The 21,652-nt window shown below is 67.9% G+C and carries 20 protein-coding genes and 1 riboswitch; of the genes, 18 read left to right on the top strand and 2 right to left on the bottom strand.

The window, feature by feature from the left end:
- Nucleotides 1–29 precede the first annotated feature (29 nt).
- The 8 genes from AABF56_RS09365 (at nucleotide 30) to cobO (ending at nucleotide 10,483) form a co-directional block, all read left to right on the top strand.
- Nucleotides 30–1,910 carry a peptidoglycan-binding domain-containing protein gene (locus AABF56_RS09365; protein WP_272805712.1) on the top strand — a complete coding sequence of 627 codons (1,881 nt, stop codon included), beginning with the start codon at nucleotides 30–32 and terminating at the stop codon, nucleotides 1,908–1,910.
- 79 nt (nucleotides 1,911–1,989) lie between these two features.
- Nucleotides 1,990–2,357, top strand: a riboswitch (cobalamin riboswitch).
- A 48-nt stretch (nucleotides 2,358–2,405) separates the two neighbouring features.
- Nucleotides 2,406–2,582, top strand: coding sequence for a CbtB domain-containing protein (locus AABF56_RS09360; protein WP_050743285.1), 177 nt, complete (start codon nucleotides 2,406–2,408; stop codon nucleotides 2,580–2,582).
- Nucleotides 2,583–2,594: 12 nt separating this feature from the next.
- Nucleotides 2,595–3,389 carry a CbtA family protein gene (locus AABF56_RS09355; RefSeq protein WP_272805711.1) on the top strand — a complete coding sequence of 265 codons (795 nt, stop codon included), beginning with the start codon at nucleotides 2,595–2,597 and terminating at the stop codon, nucleotides 3,387–3,389.
- Between the two features lies 1 nt (nucleotide 3,390).
- Entirely contained in the window at nucleotides 3,391–3,915 is a 525-nt protein-coding gene (gene cobU, locus AABF56_RS09350; protein ID WP_244769522.1) for a bifunctional adenosylcobinamide kinase/adenosylcobinamide-phosphate guanylyltransferase, read from the top strand.
- Between the two features lie 3 nt (nucleotides 3,916–3,918).
- Nucleotides 3,919–4,968, top strand: a complete 1,050-nt coding sequence (cobW, locus tag AABF56_RS09345) for a cobalamin biosynthesis protein CobW (RefSeq protein WP_272805710.1) — start codon at nucleotides 3,919–3,921, stop codon at nucleotides 4,966–4,968.
- Between the two features lie 364 nt (nucleotides 4,969–5,332).
- A complete protein-coding gene (cobN, locus tag AABF56_RS09340) occupies nucleotides 5,333–9,454 on the top strand; it encodes a cobaltochelatase subunit CobN (RefSeq protein WP_272805709.1) in 4,122 nt (1,373 codons plus the stop codon).
- Complete coding sequence (locus AABF56_RS09335; RefSeq protein ID WP_272807479.1) at nucleotides 9,454–9,840, top strand: GFA family protein; 387 nt, start codon at nucleotides 9,454–9,456, stop codon at nucleotides 9,838–9,840. The genes cobN and AABF56_RS09335 overlap by 1 nt, the downstream gene beginning before the upstream one ends.
- Nucleotide 9,841: 1 nt before the next feature.
- On the top strand, nucleotides 9,842–10,483 hold the full coding sequence (gene cobO / locus AABF56_RS09330; RefSeq protein ID WP_272805708.1) for a cob(I)yrinic acid a,c-diamide adenosyltransferase: 642 nt from the start codon (nucleotides 9,842–9,844) through the stop codon (nucleotides 10,481–10,483).
- 184 nt (nucleotides 10,484–10,667) lie between these two features.
- Here the strand turns inward: cobO and AABF56_RS09325 are convergent, their stop codons facing one another.
- Entirely contained in the window at nucleotides 10,668–11,453 is a 786-nt protein-coding gene (locus AABF56_RS09325) for a TSUP family transporter (RefSeq protein WP_272805707.1), read from the bottom strand.
- A 170-nt stretch (nucleotides 11,454–11,623) separates the two neighbouring features.
- Here AABF56_RS09325 and AABF56_RS09320 point away from each other — a divergent pair, with 170 nt between their 5' ends.
- The 7 genes from AABF56_RS09320 to AABF56_RS09290 all read left to right on the top strand — a co-directional run bounded on the left by AABF56_RS09320 (nucleotide 11,624) and on the right by AABF56_RS09290 (nucleotide 18,348).
- Complete coding sequence (locus tag AABF56_RS09320; protein ID WP_272805706.1) at nucleotides 11,624–12,694, top strand: serine hydrolase domain-containing protein; 1,071 nt, start codon at nucleotides 11,624–11,626, stop codon at nucleotides 12,692–12,694.
- A 200-nt stretch (nucleotides 12,695–12,894) separates the two neighbouring features.
- Complete coding sequence (locus tag AABF56_RS09315; RefSeq protein WP_272805705.1) at nucleotides 12,895–13,371, top strand: cobalamin biosynthesis protein; 477 nt, start codon at nucleotides 12,895–12,897, stop codon at nucleotides 13,369–13,371.
- Nucleotides 13,371–14,213 carry a uroporphyrinogen-III C-methyltransferase gene (gene cobA / locus AABF56_RS09310; protein WP_244769529.1) on the top strand — a complete coding sequence of 281 codons (843 nt, stop codon included), beginning with the start codon at nucleotides 13,371–13,373 and terminating at the stop codon, nucleotides 14,211–14,213. Before AABF56_RS09315 ends, cobA begins: the two co-directional genes overlap by 1 nt.
- Entirely contained in the window at nucleotides 14,210–15,517 is a 1,308-nt protein-coding gene (locus AABF56_RS09305; RefSeq protein WP_272805704.1) for a cobyrinate a,c-diamide synthase, read from the top strand. The genes cobA and AABF56_RS09305 overlap by 4 nt, the downstream gene beginning before the upstream one ends.
- Nucleotides 15,514–16,527, top strand: a complete 1,014-nt coding sequence (gene cobD / locus AABF56_RS09300; RefSeq protein ID WP_272805703.1) for a threonine-phosphate decarboxylase CobD — start codon at nucleotides 15,514–15,516, stop codon at nucleotides 16,525–16,527. The genes AABF56_RS09305 and cobD overlap by 4 nt, the downstream gene beginning before the upstream one ends.
- The gene (gene cbiB, locus AABF56_RS09295; protein WP_272805702.1) at nucleotides 16,524–17,504 is read left to right on the top strand and encodes an adenosylcobinamide-phosphate synthase CbiB; all 981 of its coding nucleotides are present in this window, start codon (nucleotides 16,524–16,526) and stop codon (nucleotides 17,502–17,504) included. Before cobD ends, cbiB begins: the two co-directional genes overlap by 4 nt.
- Before the next feature lie 415 nt (nucleotides 17,505–17,919).
- The gene (locus AABF56_RS09290) at nucleotides 17,920–18,348 is read left to right on the top strand and encodes a L,D-transpeptidase (RefSeq protein ID WP_244769533.1); all 429 of its coding nucleotides are present in this window, start codon (nucleotides 17,920–17,922) and stop codon (nucleotides 18,346–18,348) included.
- 9 nt (nucleotides 18,349–18,357) lie between these two features.
- Here the strand turns inward: AABF56_RS09290 and AABF56_RS09285 are convergent, their stop codons facing one another.
- Nucleotides 18,358–19,083, bottom strand: a complete 726-nt coding sequence (locus AABF56_RS09285) for a Crp/Fnr family transcriptional regulator (protein WP_244769534.1) — start codon at nucleotides 19,081–19,083, stop codon at nucleotides 18,358–18,360.
- Nucleotides 19,084–19,293: 210 nt separating this feature from the next.
- Between AABF56_RS09285 and hemN the strand changes: the two genes are divergently transcribed.
- The 3 genes from hemN to AABF56_RS09270 all read left to right on the top strand — a co-directional run bounded on the left by hemN (nucleotide 19,294) and on the right by AABF56_RS09270 (nucleotide 21,652).
- A complete protein-coding gene (gene hemN / locus AABF56_RS09280) occupies nucleotides 19,294–20,643 on the top strand; it encodes an oxygen-independent coproporphyrinogen III oxidase (RefSeq protein WP_272805701.1) in 1,350 nt (449 codons plus the stop codon).
- Nucleotides 20,644–20,768: 125 nt separating this feature from the next.
- Nucleotides 20,769–21,053: an acyl carrier protein gene (locus tag AABF56_RS09275; protein ID WP_133033009.1), complete on the top strand. Its 285-nt coding sequence runs from the start codon at nucleotides 20,769–20,771 to the stop codon at nucleotides 21,051–21,053.
- A 116-nt stretch (nucleotides 21,054–21,169) separates the two neighbouring features.
- Nucleotides 21,170–21,652, top strand: coding sequence for a 3-hydroxyacyl-ACP dehydratase FabZ family protein (locus AABF56_RS09270; RefSeq protein ID WP_272805700.1), 483 nt, complete (start codon nucleotides 21,170–21,172; stop codon nucleotides 21,650–21,652).

Raw genomic sequence — 21,652 nt, 5'->3', positions numbered from 1 at the left:
CCTTCGCGCGATCCGAAAGGGTGGGATATATGGGTTCTGGACCTCTCGCACGCTCCGTTCTGGTGCGGCTCGGCATCGCCGGCATCGTCGGGCTGTCGCTCGCCGGCCAGCCGGCGGTCGCCTTTGCCCAGGCTGCGACCGGCAAGGAGGCCGGCAGCGCCGGCAAACGCTGGGAAGAGGAGTTCTCGCTCTGGCAGAAGGTCTCCGCCGGCAGCGATGTCGCGCAGTATGAAGGCTACCTGAAGCAATATCCGAACGGCACCTTCGCCTCCATGGCGCGCCTGCGCATCGCCGAACTGCAGGCCACCGCCAAGGCGAAGCCGGCGACGGGCGCCTCCGAGCAGGCCGAGGCGGATGCCAAGGCCAAGGCCGACGCGGCGGCGGCCGCCGAAAAGGCGAAGGCTGAGGAACAGGCTGCCGCGGAAAAGGCCAAGGCTGAAGAAGAGGCCCGCAAGATCGCGGAGGCCGAGAAAGCCAAGGCGGATGCGGAAGCGGCGCGTGTGAAGGCCGAGGAAGAGGCGCGAAAAGTGGCGGAGGCCGAAAAGGCCAAGGCCGAGGCGGAAGCCGCGCGCCTGAAGGCCGAAGAGGATGCGCAGAAAGCGGCGGAAGCCGAAAAAGCCAAGGCCGACGCAGAGGCCGTGCGGCTGAAGGCGGAAGCCGACGCGAAGAAGGCGGAAGAGGCTGCCGCGGCGCGCAAGCTTGCCGAGGAAAAGGCTGCGGCCGAGGAGAAGGCGCGCGCGGAAGCCGCCGCGGCGGAAAAGGCCCGCGCCGAAGAGGCCGCGCGCCTAAAGGCGGAGGCGGAAGAGAAGGAAGCGGCCGCCCGCAAGCTCGCCGAGGCGCAGGCCGCCGAGGCCGAGCGGCTGAAGGCGGAGGCCGCGGCCGCCGCCGAGAAGGCCAGGGCGGAGGAAGCCGCCCGCCTGAAGGCCGAGGCCGAGCGCCAGAAGGCCGAAGAGGCCGCCGCTACGGAAAAGGCGCGTGCGGAAGAGGAAGCCGCTGCCCGGCGCGAGGCCGAGGCCCGGCGCGTCGAGGCGGAAAAGGCTGCCGCGGCCGAGAAGGCGCGGATTGAAGAGGAGGCCGCCGCTGCCCGCAAGCTTGCGGCGGAAAAGGCCGCCGAGGTGGAACGGTTGAAGGCGGAAGCCGCGAAGGCCGCTGCCGACGCCGAGGCCAAGGCCGCCGAGGCGGCCCGCCTTGCCGAGGAAGCCGAAAAACGCGCCGAGGAAGCGGCCGCCGCCGAACGGGCTGCGCAGGCGAACGACACCGCCGCCCGCGAAAACGAAGCGCAGGACGCGGACACGAAGAACCGCGGCCTTGCCGTCGAGCGCGCCGACGATGCGGCGAAACGCGAGGAGGAGACCTTCCAGAAGGCCGTGCTCGACGGTTCGGAAAAGGCCTTCCGCGCCTATCTCGATGCATATCCGGACGGCCGTTTCGTCGCCGATGCGCGCGAGCGCCTTGCGGCGCTGGCAGACACGGCCCGGCAGGCGGCCAAGCCGAAGCAGGAAAGCGAAACGGCCACCGTGGAGACTGAGCGGAAGGCCGAGCAGCCGGTCGTCGACCGCCGCGAGGCCTATATGGATCGTTCGACCCGCGTGCAGGCGCAGCGCTGGCTGAGCATGCTCGGCTTCAACACCTATGGCGTCGACGGCGTTTTCGGTTCGCGCACCCGCGCCGCGATCGCCGCCTGGCAGGGGGCGTCCGGCTACCGTGCCGACGGTTACCTCTCCCGCCAGCAGTACCGCGCCCTCCGGCAGGCCGCGCAATATGCCGAGGCCCGGCAGAATCGCCAGCGCCGCTACCAGCAGGACTACGACGTGCTCGAAGGCCCGGTCGACGGCTATTACGAGCGCTACTACCGCGACGACGGCTATTACAATGGCGGCGGTGGCGTGGTGATCATCCCCGGCTATTGAGATCGCGACGGCCGGACGGCGGTTTCAGCACAGGTGATGACGCTGCCGGTCGATTGACTTCCCAGGGGCGGAAGCATAATCATCCGGGATATTGGATGGTTCCCGGATCCGGAAACGGATCGGGGAGTAAATGGGAATGTGACGCGGCGGACCCAACCAGGGCGCTGCAATCACGGCCGACCCCGCGACTGTAGAGTGGCGAGGGACGCCCATCCGGACGGGAGGATCTGCGCGGAACGGGGCAATGGTGCCTTCGACCCGCGCCGTGACAACCAGCCGGAAAAGCCACTGGGTGGCATCGCGATCAGCAGGGGTTGGACGCCTCTTTCTCTACGAATCGTCCGCCTTTTCGCGATGCCGGAGCCTGGGAAGGCGAGGGCGACCCGCAGGCGTTTTTCAACGCCGGACGCTGCGAGCCAGGAGACCTGCCAGCCAATGCGAAGGACATTTCGTCCGACCTGGGGAGGTTTCCCCGCCGCCTGCACGGAGGTTGTCATGGCTGTTTCGACTACGTCTTCTGTTACCCTTTCCGCCAACGACCGTCTCGTCGCCGGCGTTTTCGCTCTCCTGCTCGGCGCCTTCCTGGTGTTCGGCGCGGGCCTTGCGAATTCCGCCGTGCTGCATGACACGGCCCACGATACGCGTCACTCCTACGGCTTTCCCTGCCACTAAGGAGTTTTCGACATGATCGTTCGTTATCTCCTGGCCGCCCTGGTGGCCGGGCTGTTCTCCGGCGTGCTGATGACGGCCGCCCAGGAGGCCCGGGTCGTTCCGCTCATCCTGCATGCCGAGGAATTCGAGGGCGGCGACGAAGCCGCGCCCGCCGCGGAAGGCACCACGCCCAGCACCGGTACGGAGGGCGCCGCACAGACGCAGGACCATTCCTCGCTCGGCGCCGTCATCCTGGACGTCGCCTCGGCGCTTTCGCCGGTTTCCGTCGCCTATGCCCATGAGGGCGAGGATCACGAGGAGGGCGGCATCATGTTCGGCATGAGCCGGTTCTCCGGCACGCTGCTCGCCAACCTCGTCACCGGCGCCGGCTTCGGCCTGCTGCTCGCCGGCTTCAGCCTCGTTTCCGGCCATCCGATCACGGTGGCGAACGGCGCGCTCTGGGGCGCGGCGGGGTGGCTTGCCGTGCACATGCTGCCGGCCATCGGCCTGCCGCCGGAGCTTCCGGGCTTCCCCGCCGCCGATCTCGGCGACCGCCAGGTCTGGTGGATCGCGACCGTCATCCTTTCGGCGGCCGGCCTCTACCTGTTGTTCCTCAAGCAGAACATCGTCGCCAAGGTCATCGGCATCGTTCTGATCGCGGCGCCGCAGGTCTATGGCGCGCCGCAGCCGGGCGACATCTCCAGCAACGTTCCGGCCGTGCTCGGCGCGGAATTCGCCGTCGCCGCCCTGGCCACGACCCTGTTCTTCTGGATCGTGCTCGGCCTCTCGCTCGGCTTTGCCAACGAGAAGATCGCCAAGGCTGCCTGACATGACATCGACATCGCCCGGAGCCGTCCTGGTTCTGGGCGGTGCGCGTTCCGGAAAATCCGCTTTTGCCGAGAGGCTGGTCGCCGAGACCGGCCTCTCGCGTCATTATATCGCCACCGGCCGCGCCTTCGACGACGAGATGCGCGCGCGCATCGCGCGGCACCGGGAGGATCGCGGCGACGGCTGGCAGACCCATGAGGAGCCGCTGGCGCTCGCCGCGCGCATAAGGGACGTGGCGCGGGCCGACCGGGCCGTGCTCGTCGACTGCCTGACGCTGTGGGTGACGAACCTGATGCTGGAAGAGCGGGACATCGCCGCCGAATCCTCCAGCCTCCTGGAGGCCATCCGGCAGGCGCCCGGCCGCATCGTCCTCGTCTCCAACGAGGTCGGCCTCGGCATCGTGCCTGACAATCGCATGGCGCGCGAATTCCGCGATCATGCCGGGCGGCTGCACCAGAAGGTCGCCGCCCTCGTGCCTGAAGTCTATTTTGTCGCGGCCGGACTGCCGCTGAAAATGAAGGGTTGAGCCATGCTGCAACAGAAGATCCCCGCCACCGTCATCACCGGCTTCCTCGGCGCGGGCAAGACGACGATGATCCGCAACCTCCTGCAGAATGCGGGCGGAAAACGCATCGCGCTCATCATCAACGAGTTCGGCGATCTCGGCGTGGACGGCGACGTGCTGAAGGGCTGCGGCGCGGAGGCCTGCAGTGAGGACGACATCATCGAGCTCACCAACGGCTGCATCTGCTGCACCGTCGCCGACGATTTCATCCCCACCATGACGAAGCTCCTGGAGCGGGAGAACCGTCCGGACCACATCGTCATCGAGACCTCGGGCCTTGCCCTGCCGCAGCCGCTCGTCGCGGCCTTCAACTGGCCCGAGATCAAGACGCAGGTGACGGTCGACGGCGTCATCACCGTGGTCGACAGCGCCGCCGTCGCCGCCGGCCGTTTTGCCGACGACCACGACAAGGTGGATGCGCTGCGTGTCGAAGACGAGAACCTCGATCACGAGAGCCCGCTGGAAGAGCTTTTCGAGGACCAGCTCACCGCCGCCGACCTCATCGTGCTCAACAAGACCGACCTGATCGATGCCGAAGGCCTGAAGTCGGTGCGTGACGAGGTCGCCTCCCGCACCGCCCGCAAGCCCTCGATGATCGAGGCGAAGAACGGCGAGGTCGCCGCCGCCGTGCTGCTCGGCCTCGGCGTCGGCACGGAGGACGACATCGCCAACCGCAAGTCGCACCACGAGCTGGAGCACGAGAACGGCGAGGAGCACGACCACGACGAATTCGACAGCTTCGTCGTCGAGCTGCCCGCCATCGCCGAGCCGGCCGCCTTCATCGAGCGCCTCAAGGGCGTGATCGCCGAACACGACGTGCTGCGCCTCAAGGGCTTCGCCGACGTGCCCGGCAAGCCGCTGCGCCTGCTCGTCCAGGCCGTCGGCAGCCGCGTCGACCACTATTTCGAGCGCGCCTGGGCCCCGGGCGAGGCCCGCGGCACCCGCCTCGTCGTCATCGGCCTGCACGACATGGACGAAGCCGCCGTGCGCGCGGCCATCGCCGCGGCGGTGTGAGTTTCGGCATGAGCGTGCGGCAGTCCCTCCCTTCGGCGTTTCAGGTACGGTTTGGCCTTTGTGGGCGTGCCGTGCCGGTGGATCCTCGGGTCGAGCCCGAGGATGACGGAGGGGAGGAGAGGCCGCAGAGCCTATCGATCGGCGCGGCAGGGACAACCGCGGCTGTTGTCCACTGCCCCTTCCTCCTGTCGTCATCCTCGGGCTCGACCCGAGGATCCGCCCTCCCGGCACGCCGGCAAGGGCAGGGCAATCGCATATGGCGTTCGACGTTGCCGCTCTCCCCTTCTCCCCACCGGGGAGAAGGGGGGGGGGCAACGTTTTCCATCCATATGCGATTGCCCTGCCGGCAAAGCGGAGGCGCTGCATGCACCTCCTCCTAGCGCAGAAGGGAACCATTGCCGACGGCCGCGAGGCGATCGACCTTGGCCAGACGCCGGGCGACATCCTCTTCCTTTCCGCCGCCGACACGGAGCTTGCCGCCATCGCCGCCGCCCATCGCGCGCGCGACACGCAAACGCGGCTGCGGCTCGCCAGCCTCGCCACGCTCTCCCATCCGATGTCGGTGGATACCTATATCGAGCGCACCGCCCGCCACGCCAAACTCATCGTCATCCGCGCCCTCGGCGGCGCCAGCTATTTCCGCTACGTGCTGGAAGCGCTGCTGGCGACCGCCGTTGCCAACGGCATCAGGCTCGTGGCGCTACCCGGCGACGACCGGCCGGACGAGGGCCTCGCGCCCTTCAGCCGCATCGACGACACTGACCGCCAGACCCTCTGGGCCTATCTCAACGAGGGCGGCGCCGACAATGCGGACCGCTTCCTCGCCTATGCCGACGCCCTGGTCTTCGGCGGCACCAAGCCGGAGCCGGCAACGCCGCTGGAAAAGGCCGGCATCTGGTGGCCGGGGCGGGGCGTGGTCGATATCGAGGCGTGGCGGGCGCTGGCAGCGCTCCCCCCCTCCGGCCTGCCGGCCATCTCCCCCTCCGGGGGGGAGATCGATGGGGCCGCGGTTTCCTTCCCATCTGGCGACGCTGCAACCCCGGACGGTGTCGAGGGGGCACGGCCTGGCCTCCTGCCAATCTCCCCCCTTGAGGGGGAGATGGCCGGCAGGCCAGAGGGGGGTGTTGCGCCTCCCGCCTCGGAGGAACGCGCTTCCCCCACCGCCGCCATCTGCTTCTACCGCGCCTATGTCCAGAGCGGCGAGACGCGCCCCGTCGAAATGCTGATCGAGGCATTGGCGGCCGAAGGTGTCCGCGCCCTGCCGCTCTTCGTCTCCAGCCTCAAGGAGCCCGTCTCCATCGAGACGGTGCGGGCCGCCTTCGCCACGGCCCGGCCGGAAGTGGTGCTGAACGCCACCAGCTTCGCCGTGTCCGCCCCCGGCGCCGGCCGCAAGCCGACCGTGCTCGACGAGACCGGTGCGCCGGTCCTGCAGGTCGTCTTCTCCGGCTCCTCGCGCCAGGCCTGGGAGGCCTCCGGCCAGGGGCTGACGGCGCGTGACCTCGGCATGAACGTCTCGCTGCCGGAGGTGGACGGCCGCGTGCTCGCCCGCGCCGTCTCCTTCAAGGCGGCCGCGCGCTACGACGAGCGCGTCGAGACCAACATCGTCAGCCTCGATCCGGTCGAGGACCGCATCCGCTTTTCCGCCCGGCTGGCCGCCGGCTGGGCGCGGCTGCGGCGTGCGGCGCCGGCGGAACGCCGCATCGCGCTCGTCATGGCGAACTATCCGAACCGCGACGGGCGCCTCGGCAACGGCGTCGGCCTCGACACGCCCGCCGGCACGATGGAGGTGCTGCGCGCCATGGCGGCGGAAGGCTACGCGGTCGAAGGCCTGCCGGCCGACGGCGACGCGCTGATCGCCCACCTGATGGCCGGCCCGACCAATGCGGCGGGCGACGGGCGCGAAATCCGCGAAACGTTTTCCCTCAACCATTACAAGGCCTTCTTCGCCTCCCTTCCGAAACGGATTCAGGCGGAGATGACCGCCCGCTGGGGCGCGCCGGAAGACGATCCCTTCGTCATCGGCGACGTCTTCGCCCTGCCGCTTGCCCGTTTCGGGGAGACGCTGGTCGGCATCCAGCCGGCGCGCGGCTACAATATCGATCCGAAGGACACCTATCATTCGCCGGACCTCGTGCCGCCGCACGGCTATCTCGCCTTCTATGCCTTCCTGCGCGGGCATTTCGGCGCGCATGCCATCGTGCACATGGGCAAGCACGGCAATCTCGAATGGCTGCCGGGCAAGGCGCTGGCGCTGTCGGAGGCCTGCTATCCGGAAGCCGTGCTCGGCCCGGTGCCGCATCTCTATCCCTTCATCGTCAACGATCCGGGCGAGGGCACGCAGGCCAAGCGCCGCTCCGCCGCCGTCATCATCGATCACCTGACGCCGCCTTTGACCCGCGCGGAGACCTACGGCCCGCTGAAGGACCTCGAGGCGCTGGTCGACGAATATTACGACGCCTCCGGCGGCGATCCGCGGCGCATCAAGCTGCTGACGAAGCAGATCCTCGACCTCGTGCGCGACATCGGCCTCGACCGCGACGCCGGCATCGCCCGGACGGATGGCGAGGCGGCGGCGTTGCAGAAGCTCGACGCCTATCTCTGCGACCTCAAGGAAATGCAGATCCGCGACGGCCTGCACGTCTTCGGCGTCTCGCCCGAGGGGCGGCTTCTGACCGACCTGACGCTGGCGCTCGCCCGCGTGCCCCGCGGCCTCGGCGAGGGCGGCGAGGCGAGCCTGCAGCGGGCGATCGCGGCGGATGTTTTTGCGGAGGCCGCATCCCCCTCTGCCCTGCCGGCCATCTCCCCCTCAAGGGGGGAGATCGATGGGGGCACGCACCCTGTTCCATCTGCCGCCGAGGCGGTTGGCTTTGACGCGGCGGGGAAAACGGAAACAGGCTCCCAGCCGATCTCCCCGCTTGAGGGGGAGATGCCCGGCAGGGCAGAGGGGGGTGGCTTCCATTTCGACCCGCTCGACTGCATCCCCTCCGATCCCTGGACCGGCCCGCGCCCCGCCATCCTCGCCACGCAGACCGACACCCCCTGGCGCAGCAAGGGCGACACGGTCGAGCGCATCGAACTGCTCGCCGCAAGGCTCGTGGACGGGACGCTTGCCTGCCCGGAAAACTGGCACGCCACCCGCGCCGTGCTCGATGTGATCGAGGCCACCATCCGCCCCGCCATCGCCGCCTGCGGCCCGGCCGAGATCGCCGCGCTGCTGCGCGGCCTCGACGGGCGCTTCATCGAGCCGGGCCCTTCCGGCGCGCCGACGCGCGGGCGGCCGGACGTGCTGCCGACGGGCCGCAACTTCTACTCCGTCGACAGCCGCGCGGTACCGACCCCGGCCGCCTGGGAGCTCGGCCGCAAGTCCGCCGAGCTCATCGTCACCCGCTATGCGCAGGACCACGGCGAATGGCCGACCTCCTTCGGCATCACCGCCTGGGGCACCTCCAACATGCGCACCGGCGGCGACGACATCGCGCAGGCCATGGCGCTGATCGGCGTGAAGCCGACCTGGGACATGGCCTCGCGCCGCGTCACGGGCTTCGAGATCATCCCGCCGGCCGTGCTGCGCCATCCGCGCGTCGACGTGACGCTGCGCATTTCCGGCTTCTTCCGCGATGCCTTCCCGGAGCAGATCGCGCTGTTCGACCGGGCCGTGCGCGCCGTCGGCGCGCTGGACGAGGACGATGCCGACAACCCGATCGCCGCCCGCATGCGGGCGGAGGCGGCTGCGCTGGCAGCCAAGGGCGCGTCCGAGGACGAGGCGCTGAAGCAGGCCGGCTTCCGCATCTTCGGCGCGAAGTCCGGCGGCTACGGCGCCGGCCTGCAGACGATGATGGACGAGGGACTGTGGACGGAGCGCGGCGACCTTGCCGAGGCCTGGCTCGCCTGGGGCGCGCATGCCTATGACGGGACGAGCGACGGCGTGCCGATGCGCGAGCGGCTGGAGGCGCGCATGAAGAGCCTGGAGGCCGTCGTGCAGAACCAGGACAGCCGCGAGCACGACCTGCTCGACAGCGACGAATACTATCAGTTCGAGGGCGGCATGGCCGCGGCGGCGGAGCACTTTTCCGGCAGGCAGCCGGTCGTCTATCACAACGACCTGTCGCGGCCGGAAAAGCCGGTCGTGCGCACGCTGGAGGACGAGATCGGTCGCGTCGTGCGCGCCCGCGTCGTCAATCCCAAATGGATCGACGGCGTCATGCGCCATGGCTACAAGGGCGCCTTCGAGATCGCCGCGACGGTCGATTTCATGTTCGCCTTCGCCGCCACGACCGGCGCGGTGAAGGACCACCATTTCGAGGCCGCCTACCAGGCCTATGTGCTCGACGAGCGGGTGCGCGACTTCCTGATGGAGAAGAACCCGGCGGCGCTTGCCGAAATGGCGGCGCGGTTCGCCGAGGCGATCGACCGGCAGCTCTGGACGCCGCGCTCGAACTCCGCGCGCTTCGAGCTGGACATGCTCGGAAAGAGGAGGGCTTCGTGATGCAGCTTGCCGGCCGCTGCCTTTGCCGTTGCCTGACATTTTCGTTTTCCGGCGACATCGTCAGCACCGGCCATTGCCATTGCGAAAGCTGCCGCCGTGCCACGTCCTCGCCGGTGACGACATTCTTCTGCGTGGCGACGGAGAACCTTGCGTTTCAAGGCGATACGCTCCGCCACTACGTGTCCTCGCCGGGTGTGCGGCGCGGCTTTTGTGGCAATTGCGGCTCGCCGATGAGCTACGAAACGGACAAGCGGCCGGGCATCATCGATCTCTACGTCGCCTCGCTGGTCGATGCGAGCGGGGTTGATATCACCCAGCACGGGTTTTGGAACGAGCGGGTTTCCTGGCTGCATTGCGAGGACGACCTGCCGAAACGGGAAGGCTGACATGAGCGAAAACCACGACGAAACCGCCGGCATGAACGAAGCCGAGCTCGCGCGCCATTCGGAGAAGATGGCGAAGAAGAAGCAGGCGCGCGAAAAGATCATGGCGACGAAGACGGACGAGAAGGGCCTCGTCATCGTCCATACCGGCAAGGGCAAGGGCAAGTCGACCGCCGGCTTCGGCATGATCTTCCGCCATATCGCGCACCGAAAGCCCTGCGCCGTCGTGCAGTTCATCAAGGGGGCCATGGTGACGGGCGAGCGTGACCTCATCGAGGCGCATTTCTCCGATCTCTGCCAGTTCTTCACGCTGGGCGAGGGCTTCACCTGGGAAACGCAGGACCGCGCGCGCGATGTCGCGATGGCCGAGAAGGCGTGGGAGAAGGCGAAGGAGCTGATCCGCGACGAGCGCAATTCGATGGTGCTGCTCGACGAGATCAACATCGCGCTGCGCTACGACTATATCGACGTCAATGAGGTGATCGAGTTCCTGAAGACGGAAAAGCCCTACATGACGCATGTCGTCCTGACGGGTCGCAACGCCAAGGACGAGCTGATCGAGATCGCCGACCTCGCGACCGAAATGGAACTGCTGAAGCACCCGTTCCGCTCCGGCATCAAGGCGCAGCAGGGCGTGGAATACTGATCGCGAGGGAAGCGTCGCCCCTCATCCCCCTGCCGGGACCTTCTCCCCGCAGGCGGGGAGAAGGAGGAAAACGGCGCGCCCGTCGCTCCTCGCCCCGCCTGCGGGGAGAGGATGCCGGCAGGCAGGTGAGGGGTCCTTTCGACGTCGTGCCCTCAGGTCATGACAGGCGGGCTGAAATCCGTAATCACCACCCCAGCCAGATGCGGAGCGGATGGCCCGGATCGGCCATCAGGCGGATGGCGAGCGCGATCGAGGTGATGACGAGGAGCGGCTTGATGATCCTGGCGCCGTTCTTCATCGCGACGCGCGAGCCCGCCTGTGCGCCGAGGAACTGGCCGATGCCCATGACGAGGCCGACCTTCCACAGGACGACGCCATAGGCGAGGAAGACGGCGAAGGCGCCGACATTCGAGCCGAAGTTGAGGAGTTTGGTGTGCGCCGTCGCCTTCAGCACGCCGAAGCCTGCCAGCGTCACGAAGGCCAGCATGAAGAACGAGCCGGTGCCCGGGCCGAACACGCCGTCATAGAAACCGATCAGCGGCACGATGGTGGCGGTGAAGAGGAAGACGCCCATGCGGCGGTGCTTGTCGACATCGCCGATATTCGGCTTCAGCCCGAAAAACACGGCGATGGCCACGAGCAGGAAGGGCAGGATCGCCTTCAGCAGGTCGCCCGGCACCACGGTGGCGAGCAAGGCGCCGAAGGCCGACCCCAGCGCCGAGAGCACGGCCATCGGCATCTGCTCGCGAAGCCGGACATGGCCGGCGCGCGCATAGGCCAGCGTCGCCGAGCCGGAGCCGAACAGGGCCTGAAGCTTGTTCGTGCCGAGCGTTTCGAGCGGCGGGATGCCGGCGATCAGCATGGCGGGGATGGTGATCATGCCGCCGCCGCCGGCGATGGAATCGATGAAACCGGCAAGGAAGGCGGCGAGGAACAGGAAGAGCAGGATATGAAGGGCGATATCGGCCACGGCGGGACTCGGGGAATGCGAGGAGAGGATTGCCAGCCCTTCTGTCAGACTGCGCGGCAAAAGCAAAGCCCGGCGGCCTTGCGCGCATGAAGGTGCTTGCGTCGGCCGGGCAGGACTAGTCAAACAGGCTGGCCGCCGATGTCCCGGCGGCGCCATGAGGGGAGGCCGCGATGCGCGCAGATCAGCAAACGGATGGCGAATGGGAACGGGCGGCGGCCGCGGAGCTGGGGTTCGATCCCGCGCTGGCGCGCAAGCTGCTCGCCGGCATCGAAGCGGGCCTCATCCGCGATGTGCATGCGGTGCTGGTCAGCCGGCACGGCAAGCTGGTGCTGGAGCACTATCGTGAGGCGCCCGACGAAAGCTGGGGCATGCCGCTCGGCACGGTCGCCTTCGACGCCTTGACGCTGCACGACCTCCGGTCGGTGACGAAGAGCGTGGTCGGCCTGCTCTACGGCATCGCGCTCGACCGGGGCCTCGTTCCGCCGCCGCAGGCGCCGCTTCTGGCGCAGTTTCCCGACTATCCGGATCTTGCCGCCGATCCGGCGCGCGCCGGCCTGACGATCGGCCATGCGCTGACCATGACGCTCGGGCTCGACTGGGACGAAGACCGCTCCTATGCCGATCCGCTGAACAGCGAGATCGCCATGGAGAACGCACCGGATCGCTATCGCTTCGTCCTGGAGCAGGCGGTGCTGCATGCGCCCGGCACGCACTGGGTCTATTGCGGCGGGGCGACGGCGCTGGTCGGGGCGGTCATCAAGCGGGGCACCGGCCGGCGGATCGAGGATTTCGCCCGCGAGGCGCTGTTTCAGCCGCTCGGCATTTCGCGGTTCGAGTGGCTGAGTGGGGCGGATGGCGTCGCCTCGCCGGCCTCCGGCCTTCGCCTTTCCGCGCCGGACCTCCTGCGCATCGGCCGCCTCGTGCTGGAGGGCGGGCGTTCCGGCGGGCGGCAGGTCGTCTCGAAGGCCTGGCTCGACGCCTCGCTGGCACCGGCCATCTCGACCGGAGACGGGCTCGACTACGGCCATTTCTGGTTTCTCGGCGCCGCGCCGGTGCCGGCCTTCGGCGGGGAGCGGCCGTGGATGGCCGGCTTCGGCAATGGCGGCCAGCGGCTCTGGCTGATGCCGGAGGCGGATATCGCCTGCGTCATCTTTTCCGGCAACTACAATGCGCCGGACGCCTGGGTGTCGCCGACGCGCCTTTGGCGGGAGATCGTGCTGGCCAATCTCGTCTCGGCCTGAGGCATGGCGCATCCGGCGCGGGCGATGCCGCAATCCGGTTTGACCGGCCCCACGCCCTCCGGTACTAAGAAACCCAGCGACGGTGCCCGCAGGGCGGGCCGAGCGGTGTCCGGTGCGGCCGACCCAGAGGGGCTTCATCCGGAACCGTCGGTGGACGGCAAGGCCGGGCCCTTTCGCGTGGAATTTTGCGAGAGACCCCAATGCGCGCCAAGGCCCCATCCCCTGACACTGGACGACGTCTGCTCGTCCTCGGCCTCGGCTGCGAACGCGGCACGCCGCCGGCGGAACTGCTCGATCTCGCCCTCTCCGTCATCCCGGCCCCCGAGGGCGTTGCCTTCGTCGCGACGCTGGACGCACGCGCGGAAGAGCCGGCCATGCATGCCGTCGCCCGGCATTTCTCCGTGCCGCTGGTGACCTTTCCGGCCGTCCGGCTCGAAGCCGAGACGCCCCGCCTTGCCAATCCTTCCGACCGCGTCTTCGCCATCACCGGCTGCCACGGCGTCGCAGAGGCGGCGGCGCTGGCGCAGGCGGGCAGCGGCGGCAGACTCATCGTGGAAAAGACGAAGTCGGCCCATGCCACGGCGGCGATCGCTGAGTCTTTCCAGCCGCTTGCGGCGTTTTCCTGCGGCATCGATTCCGCGCCTTCGTTTTCCGATTCAAGCCGGGAGCCTGCCTGATGCACAGCCTGTTCGCCGCCCTCCCGCCCATGGAAAGGGGCAGTGTCTGGCTTGTCGGCGCGGGCCCGGGCGATCCCGGCCTCCTGACGCTGCACGCCGCCCATGCGCTCCAGCAGGCGGATGTCATCGTGCATGACGCGCTGGTCAATGCCGAGTGCCTGTCGCTTGCCGGCCCGGACGCGGTGCTGGAATTCGCCGGCAAGCGCGGCGGCAAGCCCTCGCACAAGCAGCGGGACATCTCGCTGCGGCTCGTCGAGCTGGCGCGCGCCGGCAACCGCGTGCTGCGGCTGAAGGGGGGCGATCCCTTCGTCTTCGGCCGCGGCGGCGAGGAGGCGCTGACCCTCATCGAGCACGGCATTCCCTTCCGCATCGTGCCGGGCATCACGGCCGGCATCGGCGGGCTTGCCTATGCCGGCATCCCGGTGACGCATCGCGAGGTCAACCACGCCGTCACCTTCCTCACCGGCCATGATTCCTCCGGCCTCGTGCCCGACCGCATCAACTGGGAGGGCATCGCCAAGGGTTCGCCCGTCATCGTCATGTACATGGCGATGAAGCATATCGGCCAGATCGCCGCCAACCTCATCGCCGGCGGCCGTGCGCCGGAGGAGCCCGTCGCCTTCGTCTGCAATGCCGCGACCGCCGAACAGCAGGTGCTGGAAACGACGCTGGCGCGCGCGGAGGCGGATGTCACGGCCGCGGGCCTCGAGCCGCCGGCCATCGTCGTCGTCGGCGAGGTCGTGCGCCTGCGCGCCTCGCTCGACTGGCTCGGCGCGCTGACGGAGGGCCGCGCGCTGGCGCCCGATCCGTTCGGCTCGCGCAAGTTGAAGGACCCGGCATGAGCGGACTGCTCATCGCCGCGCCCGCGTCCGGCTCCGGCAAGACGACGGTGACGCTGGGCCTGGCGCGCGCCTTCGCCGATGCCGGTCTTAGCCTCGTCTCCGGCAAGGCCGGGCCGGACTACATCGATCCCGCCTTCCACGCCGCCGCCAGCCGCAAGGCCTGCCTCAACTACGATCCCTGGGCGATGCGTCCGGAGCTCATCCGCGCCAATGCCGCGCGGCAGGCCGGCGCGGGGGATTTCCTGCTGGTCGAGGCGATGATGGGCCTTTTCGACGCCGCCGCCGACGGCACCGGCGCGCCGGCCGATCTTGCGGCATTGCTCGGCCTGCCCGTCGTGCTCGTCGTCGATTGCAGCCGCATGTCCCAGTCCGTCGCCGCGCTGGTGAAGGGCTACCGGGACCATCGCGGCGATGTCCACGTCGCCGGCGTCATCCTCAACAAGGTCGGCAGTGCCCGGCACGAGGCCATGCTGCGCGGAGCGCTGGAGGCGAGCGGCATCGCGATCTTCGGCGTGCTGCGGAGCGATCCGCTGCTTGCCCTGCCGGAGCGCCATCTCGGCCTCGTGCAGGCCGGCGAGCATGGCATGCTGGAGACGTTCATCGCCCATGCCGCCGGCGTGGTGACGCGGTGCTGCGATCTGGACCGCCTTGTCGCCATCGCCACGCGACGGGGAGGCGCGCGGGCGGAGGGCACCGTGCCGCGCCTGCCGCCGCTCGGCCAGCGCATCGCGATCGCCCGCGACGTCGCCTTCGCCTTCACCTACGAACATCTTCTGATGGGCTGGCGCATGGCGGGGGCGGACCTCTCCTTCTTCTCGCCGCTGGCCGACGAGGCGCCCGCGGCCGATGCGGATGCCGTCTATCTGCCCGGCGGCTACCCGGAACTGCACGGGGCCGCTCTTGCCAATGCCGCTGCCTTCCGTCTAGGCATGCAGGAGGCAGCGCGCCGGGGGGCGCGCATCTATGGCGAATGCGGGGGCTATATGACTCTGGGGGAGGCTCTGGTTGCGGCGGATGGATCCCGCTACGGCATGCTCGGCCTCCTGCCGCTCGTCACCAGCTTTGCCGCGCGCCGCCGCCATCTCGGTTACCGCCGCGTGACGCCGCTTGCCGGCGCGGGGTTTTCGGCGCCAATGACCGCCCATGAATTCCACTATTCGACCGTCGCCAGCGAGGGCGCTGCGGAGCGCCTCTTCGCCGTCACGGACGCGGTCGGCGAGGACCTCGGCGAGGCAGGGCTTCGCTGCGGAACCGTCAGCGGCTCCTACATGCATCTCATCGATCTTGCGCCGGAGGCGGCATGACCGCGCCGCGCATCGTTCACGGCGGCGGTGTCGCCGCCGCCGCCGGGCGCTTCGGCGGCCGGCCGGAGGACTGGCTGGACCTTTCCACGGGCATCAACCCCAATCCCGCGGCGCTGCCCGAAGTGGATGTCGCCGCCTGGCACCGCCTGCCGGACCGCCACCGCCAGGATGCCGCCCGCTCCGCCGCCGCCGGCTATTATGGCACATCGGGCGCGCTGCCCTTTCCCGTGCCCGGCACGCAATCCGTTATCCAGCTCCTGCCGCGTTTCGCCGCCGCCGGCCGGCGCGCCGCCGTCGTCTCGCCGACCTATGGCGAATATGCCCGCGTGCTGGAAAATGCCGGCGTGGCGGTGGATCGCATCGCAGGCCTTAATGCCGCGAGCGATGCCCATGACCTGGTGGTCGTCGTCAATCCGAACAATCCGGACGGCCGGCTGTTCTCGCGCGAGGCGCTGCTCGACCTTCACCGGCGCGTTGCCGGCAGCGGCGGCCTTCTCGTCGTCGACGAGGCCTTCGGCGACATGCGCCCCGAAGCCGCCATCGCGCCGCTCGCCGGCGACAACATGCCGGGCCTTCTCGTCTTCCGCTCCTTCGGCAAGTTCTTCGGTCTTGCTGGTCTCCGCCTCGGTTTCGTGATCGGCGAGGCGACGGTCGTCGACCGGATCGAGGACGGGCTCGGCCCCTGGGCGGTGTCCGGCCCGGCGCTGACCATCGCCACCGGCCTGATGACATCAGACACCGCCGCCATCCGCCGGTCGATCGACGCGCGCAAGGCGGCGCTCGAATCCGTCCTTGCCGGCGCCGGACTCGATATCGTCGGCGGCACCGGCCTTTTCGCGCTGGTCGACCATGCGGATGCGCCCGCCATCCACGAAAGGCTCTGCCGCCGCCACATCCTCGTTCGTCCCTTCGACTACAATGCGCGCTGGCTGCGCTTCGGCCTTGCGCCGGATACGACCTCGGATGCCCGGCTGGCGGCGGCGCTGGCGGAGGTGATGGCCGGGCGATGAGCGAAACGCTTCTCCTCCTTTTCCTGGCCCTGCTGCTCGACCGCCTTGTCGGCGACCCGGACAGGCTCTGGCGGCGCGTGCCGCATCCGGTCGTGCTGTTCGGCCGGGCGATCGGGCTGATGGACAAGCTCTTCAACGGCAAGCGCCTCTCGGCCGATACGAAGCGCTTCAACGGCGCCGCCGGCATTGCCGTGCTGCTCGCCGCCAGCGCCTTCCTCGGCTTCTTCGTGCACCGGCTGCTCGCGCCGCTCGGCATCGTCGGCGCCCTCGTCGAGATCGCCGTCGTCGCGATTTTCCTGGCGCAGAAGAGCCTTTACGATCATGTGCGTGCCGTCTCCAGCGGCCTGAAGCGCGGCGGCCTTGCGGGCGGGCGGCAGGCCGTGTCGATGATCGTCGGCCGCGATCCGGCAACGCTCGACGAGCCGGCCATCTGCCGCGCCGGCATCGAGAGCCTGGCGGAGAATTTTTCCGACGGCGTGGTGGCGCCGGCGCTCTGGTATGCGCTTTTCGGCCTGCCGGGCCTGTTCGCCTACAAGATGCTGAACACGGCCGATTCGATGATCGGCCACAAAAACGCGAAATATCTCGATTTCGGCTGGGCCTCGGCCCGGCTGGACGATCTCGCCAACTGGCCCGCCGCACGCCTCTCCATCCTCTTCCTGGCCGCCGGGGCGTGGGTGGTGAAGGGCAGGGCGGCGGCGCGCCATGCGATCGGCACGGCGCTGCGCGATGCGGGCCTCCACCGCTCGCCCAATTCCGGCTGGCCGGAAGCGGCCATGGCCGGCGCGCTCGGCATCGGCCTTGCCGGCCCGCGCATCTATGGCGGCACGCGCGTCGACGAGCCGATGATGAACGCCAGCGGGCGCACCGTCGCGACGGTGGCGGATATCGATCTGTCCTTGCGGATCTTCTCGGCCGCCTGTGCTGCTCTTGCTGCCGCTGTATTGCTGGCGGCGCTTCTTGCCGCTTTGTTGTGAGCGCGCCGCGCGGCATTCAATAGAATTTTACATCTTAACTTCGTTTTCTTTTCGTGGCTCCGTCAATATTGTGGAAGGCTGAAACGTCTATATTCTGTCTCGGTGCGAGACTGGCATTAGGGTCTGCACTCCATCAGGATAGGTGTTCTGTTGTCATGGACGGGATTGGATGGAAGCAAACAAGCGCAAGGCAAGGCCCCTTGGCCTTGTCGAGCATTGTTTGCGATCAGGCGGCCCGTCCATGATAACCCTTCGGGCAAGCCGCATTTTGTGCCTGCGGGCGTCAGAAAGGTTTGAAAATGCAGCCATTTCCTGCACCTTTCCTCCTACTCAGGCACAAAATGCGGCTTGCAGAACACCTATCCTGATGGAGTGCAGACCCTAAAGCCATGCGCAAACGAATAGAGGGGAAGTCATGCGTATCTTCTTTGCGACCGCTGTCGCGTTCCTTCTTGTGTTGTTCCAGACCCAGACCGCTCTGTCGGCCAATCTGACCGCCCGGATCAGCCTTTCTTCGCAGACCATGGTCGTTACTCAGAACGGCGCGGTGAAATATCGCTGGCCCGTCTCGACCGGCCGCAAGGGCTATGGCACGCCGACGGGCGCCTGGTCGGCGAAATGGGCCTCGCGCAACCATCGCTCGCGCAAGTACAACAATGCCCCGATGCCCTATGCGATCTTCTTCAAGGGAGGATATGCCGTGCATGCGACCTATGAGACGAAGCGCCTTGGCCGTCCGGCCTCGCACGGCTGCGTGCGCCTGCACCCGGACAATGCGGCGACCTTCTTCCAGCTGGCCAACCGCAACGGGCTGTCCAACACGCGTATCGTCATCACGCGCTGAGACGTCCGCTCAGTCGTTGCCGGCATAGCGCATCAGCCGCTCCATGTCGGGAACGGTGACGTGGCGGTTGTTCTCGATGCGGATGACGTTTTCCTTGCGCAGCTTGGTGAACTGCCGGCTGACGGTCTCGATCGTCAGTCCGAGGAAGTCGGCGATGTCGGCGCGCGAGAGCGGCAGCTCGAAGGCCGACCTGTCGACGCTCTCCGGGTCGATATGGGTGGCGATCAGGTAGAGGAAGCTCGCCACCTTCTCCTGCGCTGTCTTGCGGCCGAGCGTCAGCATCCAGTCGCGCGCCTCGTCCAGTTCCTTCAGGGCTTGCCGGTGCAGCTTGTGCTCCAGTTCCGGCGTCCTCTTGACCAGCCGGTCGAGAACGGCGCGCGGGAAGTTGCACACTTCGCTTTCGGTTGCCGCCTCCGCGGTGATGGCGCTTTCCTCCAGGAAGGGGCGGCCGAGGAAATCGGGGGCGAACTGCAGGCCGACGATCTGCTGGCGGCCGTCCGCCATCACCTTGGTCAGCTTCACGACGCCGCGCATGATGTTGGAATAGTTCACCACCGTCTCGCCCTGGCCGATGACTTCGGCGCCGCTTTCCAGCCGGTGGCGGACGGAGTGCTTGTTGAGTTCGGAAAGCTGCTCGGAGGTCAGCGCGCCGCACACGCCGCCATGGCGTGCCTCGCAGGCGCGGCAAACGAGAGGAATGTCGGAGTTATGGATATCTTGGCGGCGAATTTCCATGTCGGCTTTTCCTTTCGCCCGGCGGCTCCGCGGCGCAATACTGCCGTGCTACCGCACGCGGTCGTGAACATAAAGCGTGCCGCCTCGCGGCAAAATAGCGCTTCCTGACTATTGTCAAATCCTAGCGCACTCATTCCGGCTTTCACTTGATCAAAATCAAATGGTGGCGACCGTTTCGGGTTTATTTCCCGTGTGAGCAAGGAGATGACCATGCAGCACGCCCTCGTCGAACGCCTTTCGTCGCCGGTTCCACGCTATACAAGCTATCCGACCGCGCCGCATTTCAACGAAAGTATCGGGCCGGAGGTCTATGCGCAGTGGCTCGGGTGCCTTGCGGCGGAGAATCGCCTTTCGCTCTATGCCCATGTTCCCTATTGCGACCGGCTGTGCTGGTTCTGCGCCTGTCACACCAAGCAGACGCTGCGCTACGAGCCCGTCGAAGCCTATCTCAAGGGCCTGCATGCGGAGATCGCCGCGATCGGCACGCGGGTGTCGCGGGCGGTGCCCGTCACGGCGCTGCATTTCGGCGGCGGCTCGCCGACCCTCCTGCGACCGGATGACATGCGGGCGCTGAAGGCCTGTCTGGAGACGAATTTCTCCTTCGCGGCGGATGCGGAAATCTCCGTGGAGATGGATCCGAACGATCTGGACGAGGCCCGGCACGATGCGCTGGCCGATATCGGCATGACGCGCGCCAGCCTCGGCATCCAGGATTTCGATCCCAAGGTCCAGAAAGCGATCAACCGCATCCAGACCTTCGAGCAGACCCGCGGCGTGGTGGAGGCCGCGCGGGCGCGGGGCGTGCGTTCGGTCAATTGCGACATCCTCTACGGGCTGCCCCACCAGACGCTGGAGACGCTGGCCGAGACGGTCCTAGCCGTCCTCTCGCTTGCGCCCGACCGCATCGCGCTTTTCGGCTATGCCCATGTGCCGTGGATGAAGAAGCACCAGACGATGATCGACGAGGCGGCGCTGCCTGGCGTCGTCGCGCGGTTCGAGCAGATGGCGCTGGCGGCCGGCATGCTGGTTTCGGCCGGCTACGAGGCCATCGGCATCGATCATTTCGCGCTTCCTGCCGACCGGCTCGCCGTGGCGGCGCGGCAGGGCACGCTGCGCCGCAATTTCCAGGGCTATACCGACGACCAGGCGGATGCGCTGGTCGGGCTTGGCGCCTCCTCCATCGGCCAGCTTTCCGAAGGCTACATCCAGAACATGCCGGCGACGGGCGAATACCTGCGCCGGGTGGAGGAGGGCGGTCTTGCCGCCGTCCGCGGCTATGCGCTGACCGGAGAGGATCGCGCCCGCGCCTTCGTGATCGAGAAGATCATGTGCGATTTCGGCTTTTCCTTCGCTGCGCTCGCCGTGCGCCATCCGGCCTTCTCCGGCGTCATCCGTTCCGAGGCGATCGGGTTCGTCGCTGCGGACCGCGACGGGCTCGCCCGCATCGAGGGCGACCGGTTCGTCCTGACCGCGGCGGGGCGGCCCTTCGCGCGCACCGTCGCCGCGGTCTTCGATGCGCATCTTGCGAGCGGGCGCGGGCGGCATTCCATCGCGGTCTGACCGGCGGCCCACGGCCATGCTGTTTGCGCAACACAGCATCGCCGACTGCGCAGGGCCCTCATCAAACCCATTGGCAATTGCGTCTTATTTCCATATAGGATCGCCCGACTATAGATTCATGAGGTATGGGCGTGACTGCTACATTCGACAAGGTTGCCGACATCATTGCTGAGACGAGCGAGATCGACCGCGAGACGATCACGCCCGACAGCCACACGATCGACGATCTCGGCATCGACAGCCTCGACTTCCTCGACATCGTCTTTGCGATCGACAAGGAATTCGGCATCAAGATCCCGCTGGAACAGTGGACGCAGGACGTCAACGAGGGCAAGGTCGCGACGGAAGAATACTTCGTCCTGAAGAACCTTTGCGCCAAGATCGACGACCTGCGGGCCGCCAAGGCCTGAGGCAACGGCGTCGGCCGCCCTTGCGGCCGCGCTCCTGACGATCCCGGTGCTTGTGGCGCACGGCCTGCCGTTTCCGGCAGGCCTTTCGATTTCCGGAACCTGCCGGAGGTATCCCGATGCTGCTCGAATATTTCCAGATGATCGATCGCGTGGAGGCCGTCGACGGTGCGCGCCGCGTGCTGAGGGCCCGCTCGGTCGTGCCCGCGAAAAGCCCTGTTTTCGAAGGTCATTTTCCCGGCATGCCGCTCGTCCCGGGCGTGCTGCTCATCGAGACCATGGCGCAGGCCTCCGGCTTCCTCGTGCTCGCCGCGACGGATTTTGCCGCCATGCCCTTCCTGATGAGCGTCGACGGCGCCAAGATGCGCAGCTTCGTCGAGCCGGATGCCGTGCTCGACATCGAGGCGGTGCTGGAGCATGACGGGTCGGGTTATGCCGTCACCAAGGCGAAGATCTCGTCTGCCGGCAAGAAGGTCTGCGATGCGCAGCTGAAGCTGCGCACCATGCCGTTTGCCGAAGTGCCGCTTGCCGATATCGTGCGGGCGCGCGCCGGCGAGGTGGGGTTGTTCGAGGCGCTCGACGCGTCTGCGGAAGGAAAGTGA

This window comes from Shinella sp. WSC3-e, assembly GCF_945994535.1.
Taxonomy (GTDB): Bacteria; Pseudomonadota; Alphaproteobacteria; order Rhizobiales; family Rhizobiaceae; genus Shinella; species Shinella yambaruensis.
This window is presented reverse-complemented; position numbering and strand designations above follow the sequence as displayed.

Coding starts and splice junctions, on each gene's coding strand:
- cbiB (WP_272805702.1), top strand. CDS start 16,524: ATGAGCGAAACGCTTCTCCTCCTTTTCCTGGCCCTGCTGCTCGACCGC.
- AABF56_RS09320 (WP_272805706.1), top strand. CDS start 11,624: ATGCGCGCAGATCAGCAAACGGATGGCGAATGGGAACGGGCGGCGGCC.
- cobW (WP_272805710.1), top strand. CDS start 3,919: ATGCTGCAACAGAAGATCCCCGCCACCGTCATCACCGGCTTCCTCGGC.
- cobU (WP_244769522.1), top strand. CDS start 3,391: ATGACATCGACATCGCCCGGAGCCGTCCTGGTTCTGGGCGGTGCGCGT.
- AABF56_RS09290 (WP_244769533.1), top strand. CDS start 17,920: ATGCGTATCTTCTTTGCGACCGCTGTCGCGTTCCTTCTTGTGTTGTTC.
- hemN (WP_272805701.1), top strand. CDS start 19,294: ATGCAGCACGCCCTCGTCGAACGCCTTTCGTCGCCGGTTCCACGCTAT.
- AABF56_RS09355 (WP_272805711.1), top strand. CDS start 2,595: ATGATCGTTCGTTATCTCCTGGCCGCCCTGGTGGCCGGGCTGTTCTCC.
- cobO (WP_272805708.1), top strand. CDS start 9,842: ATGAGCGAAAACCACGACGAAACCGCCGGCATGAACGAAGCCGAGCTC.
- cobA (WP_244769529.1), top strand. CDS start 13,371: ATGCACAGCCTGTTCGCCGCCCTCCCGCCCATGGAAAGGGGCAGTGTC.
- AABF56_RS09270 (WP_272805700.1), top strand. CDS start 21,170: ATGCTGCTCGAATATTTCCAGATGATCGATCGCGTGGAGGCCGTCGAC.
- AABF56_RS09305 (WP_272805704.1), top strand. CDS start 14,210: ATGAGCGGACTGCTCATCGCCGCGCCCGCGTCCGGCTCCGGCAAGACG.
- cobN (WP_272805709.1), top strand. CDS start 5,333: ATGCACCTCCTCCTAGCGCAGAAGGGAACCATTGCCGACGGCCGCGAG.
- AABF56_RS09285 (WP_244769534.1), bottom strand. CDS start 19,083: ATGGAAATTCGCCGCCAAGATATCCATAACTCCGACATTCCTCTCGTT.
- AABF56_RS09365 (WP_272805712.1), top strand. CDS start 30: ATGGGTTCTGGACCTCTCGCACGCTCCGTTCTGGTGCGGCTCGGCATC.
- AABF56_RS09275 (WP_133033009.1), top strand. CDS start 20,769: ATGGGCGTGACTGCTACATTCGACAAGGTTGCCGACATCATTGCTGAG.
- AABF56_RS09335 (WP_272807479.1), top strand. CDS start 9,454: ATGCAGCTTGCCGGCCGCTGCCTTTGCCGTTGCCTGACATTTTCGTTT.
- AABF56_RS09315 (WP_272805705.1), top strand. CDS start 12,895: ATGCGCGCCAAGGCCCCATCCCCTGACACTGGACGACGTCTGCTCGTC.
- cobD (WP_272805703.1), top strand. CDS start 15,514: ATGACCGCGCCGCGCATCGTTCACGGCGGCGGTGTCGCCGCCGCCGCC.
- AABF56_RS09360 (WP_050743285.1), top strand. CDS start 2,406: ATGGCTGTTTCGACTACGTCTTCTGTTACCCTTTCCGCCAACGACCGT.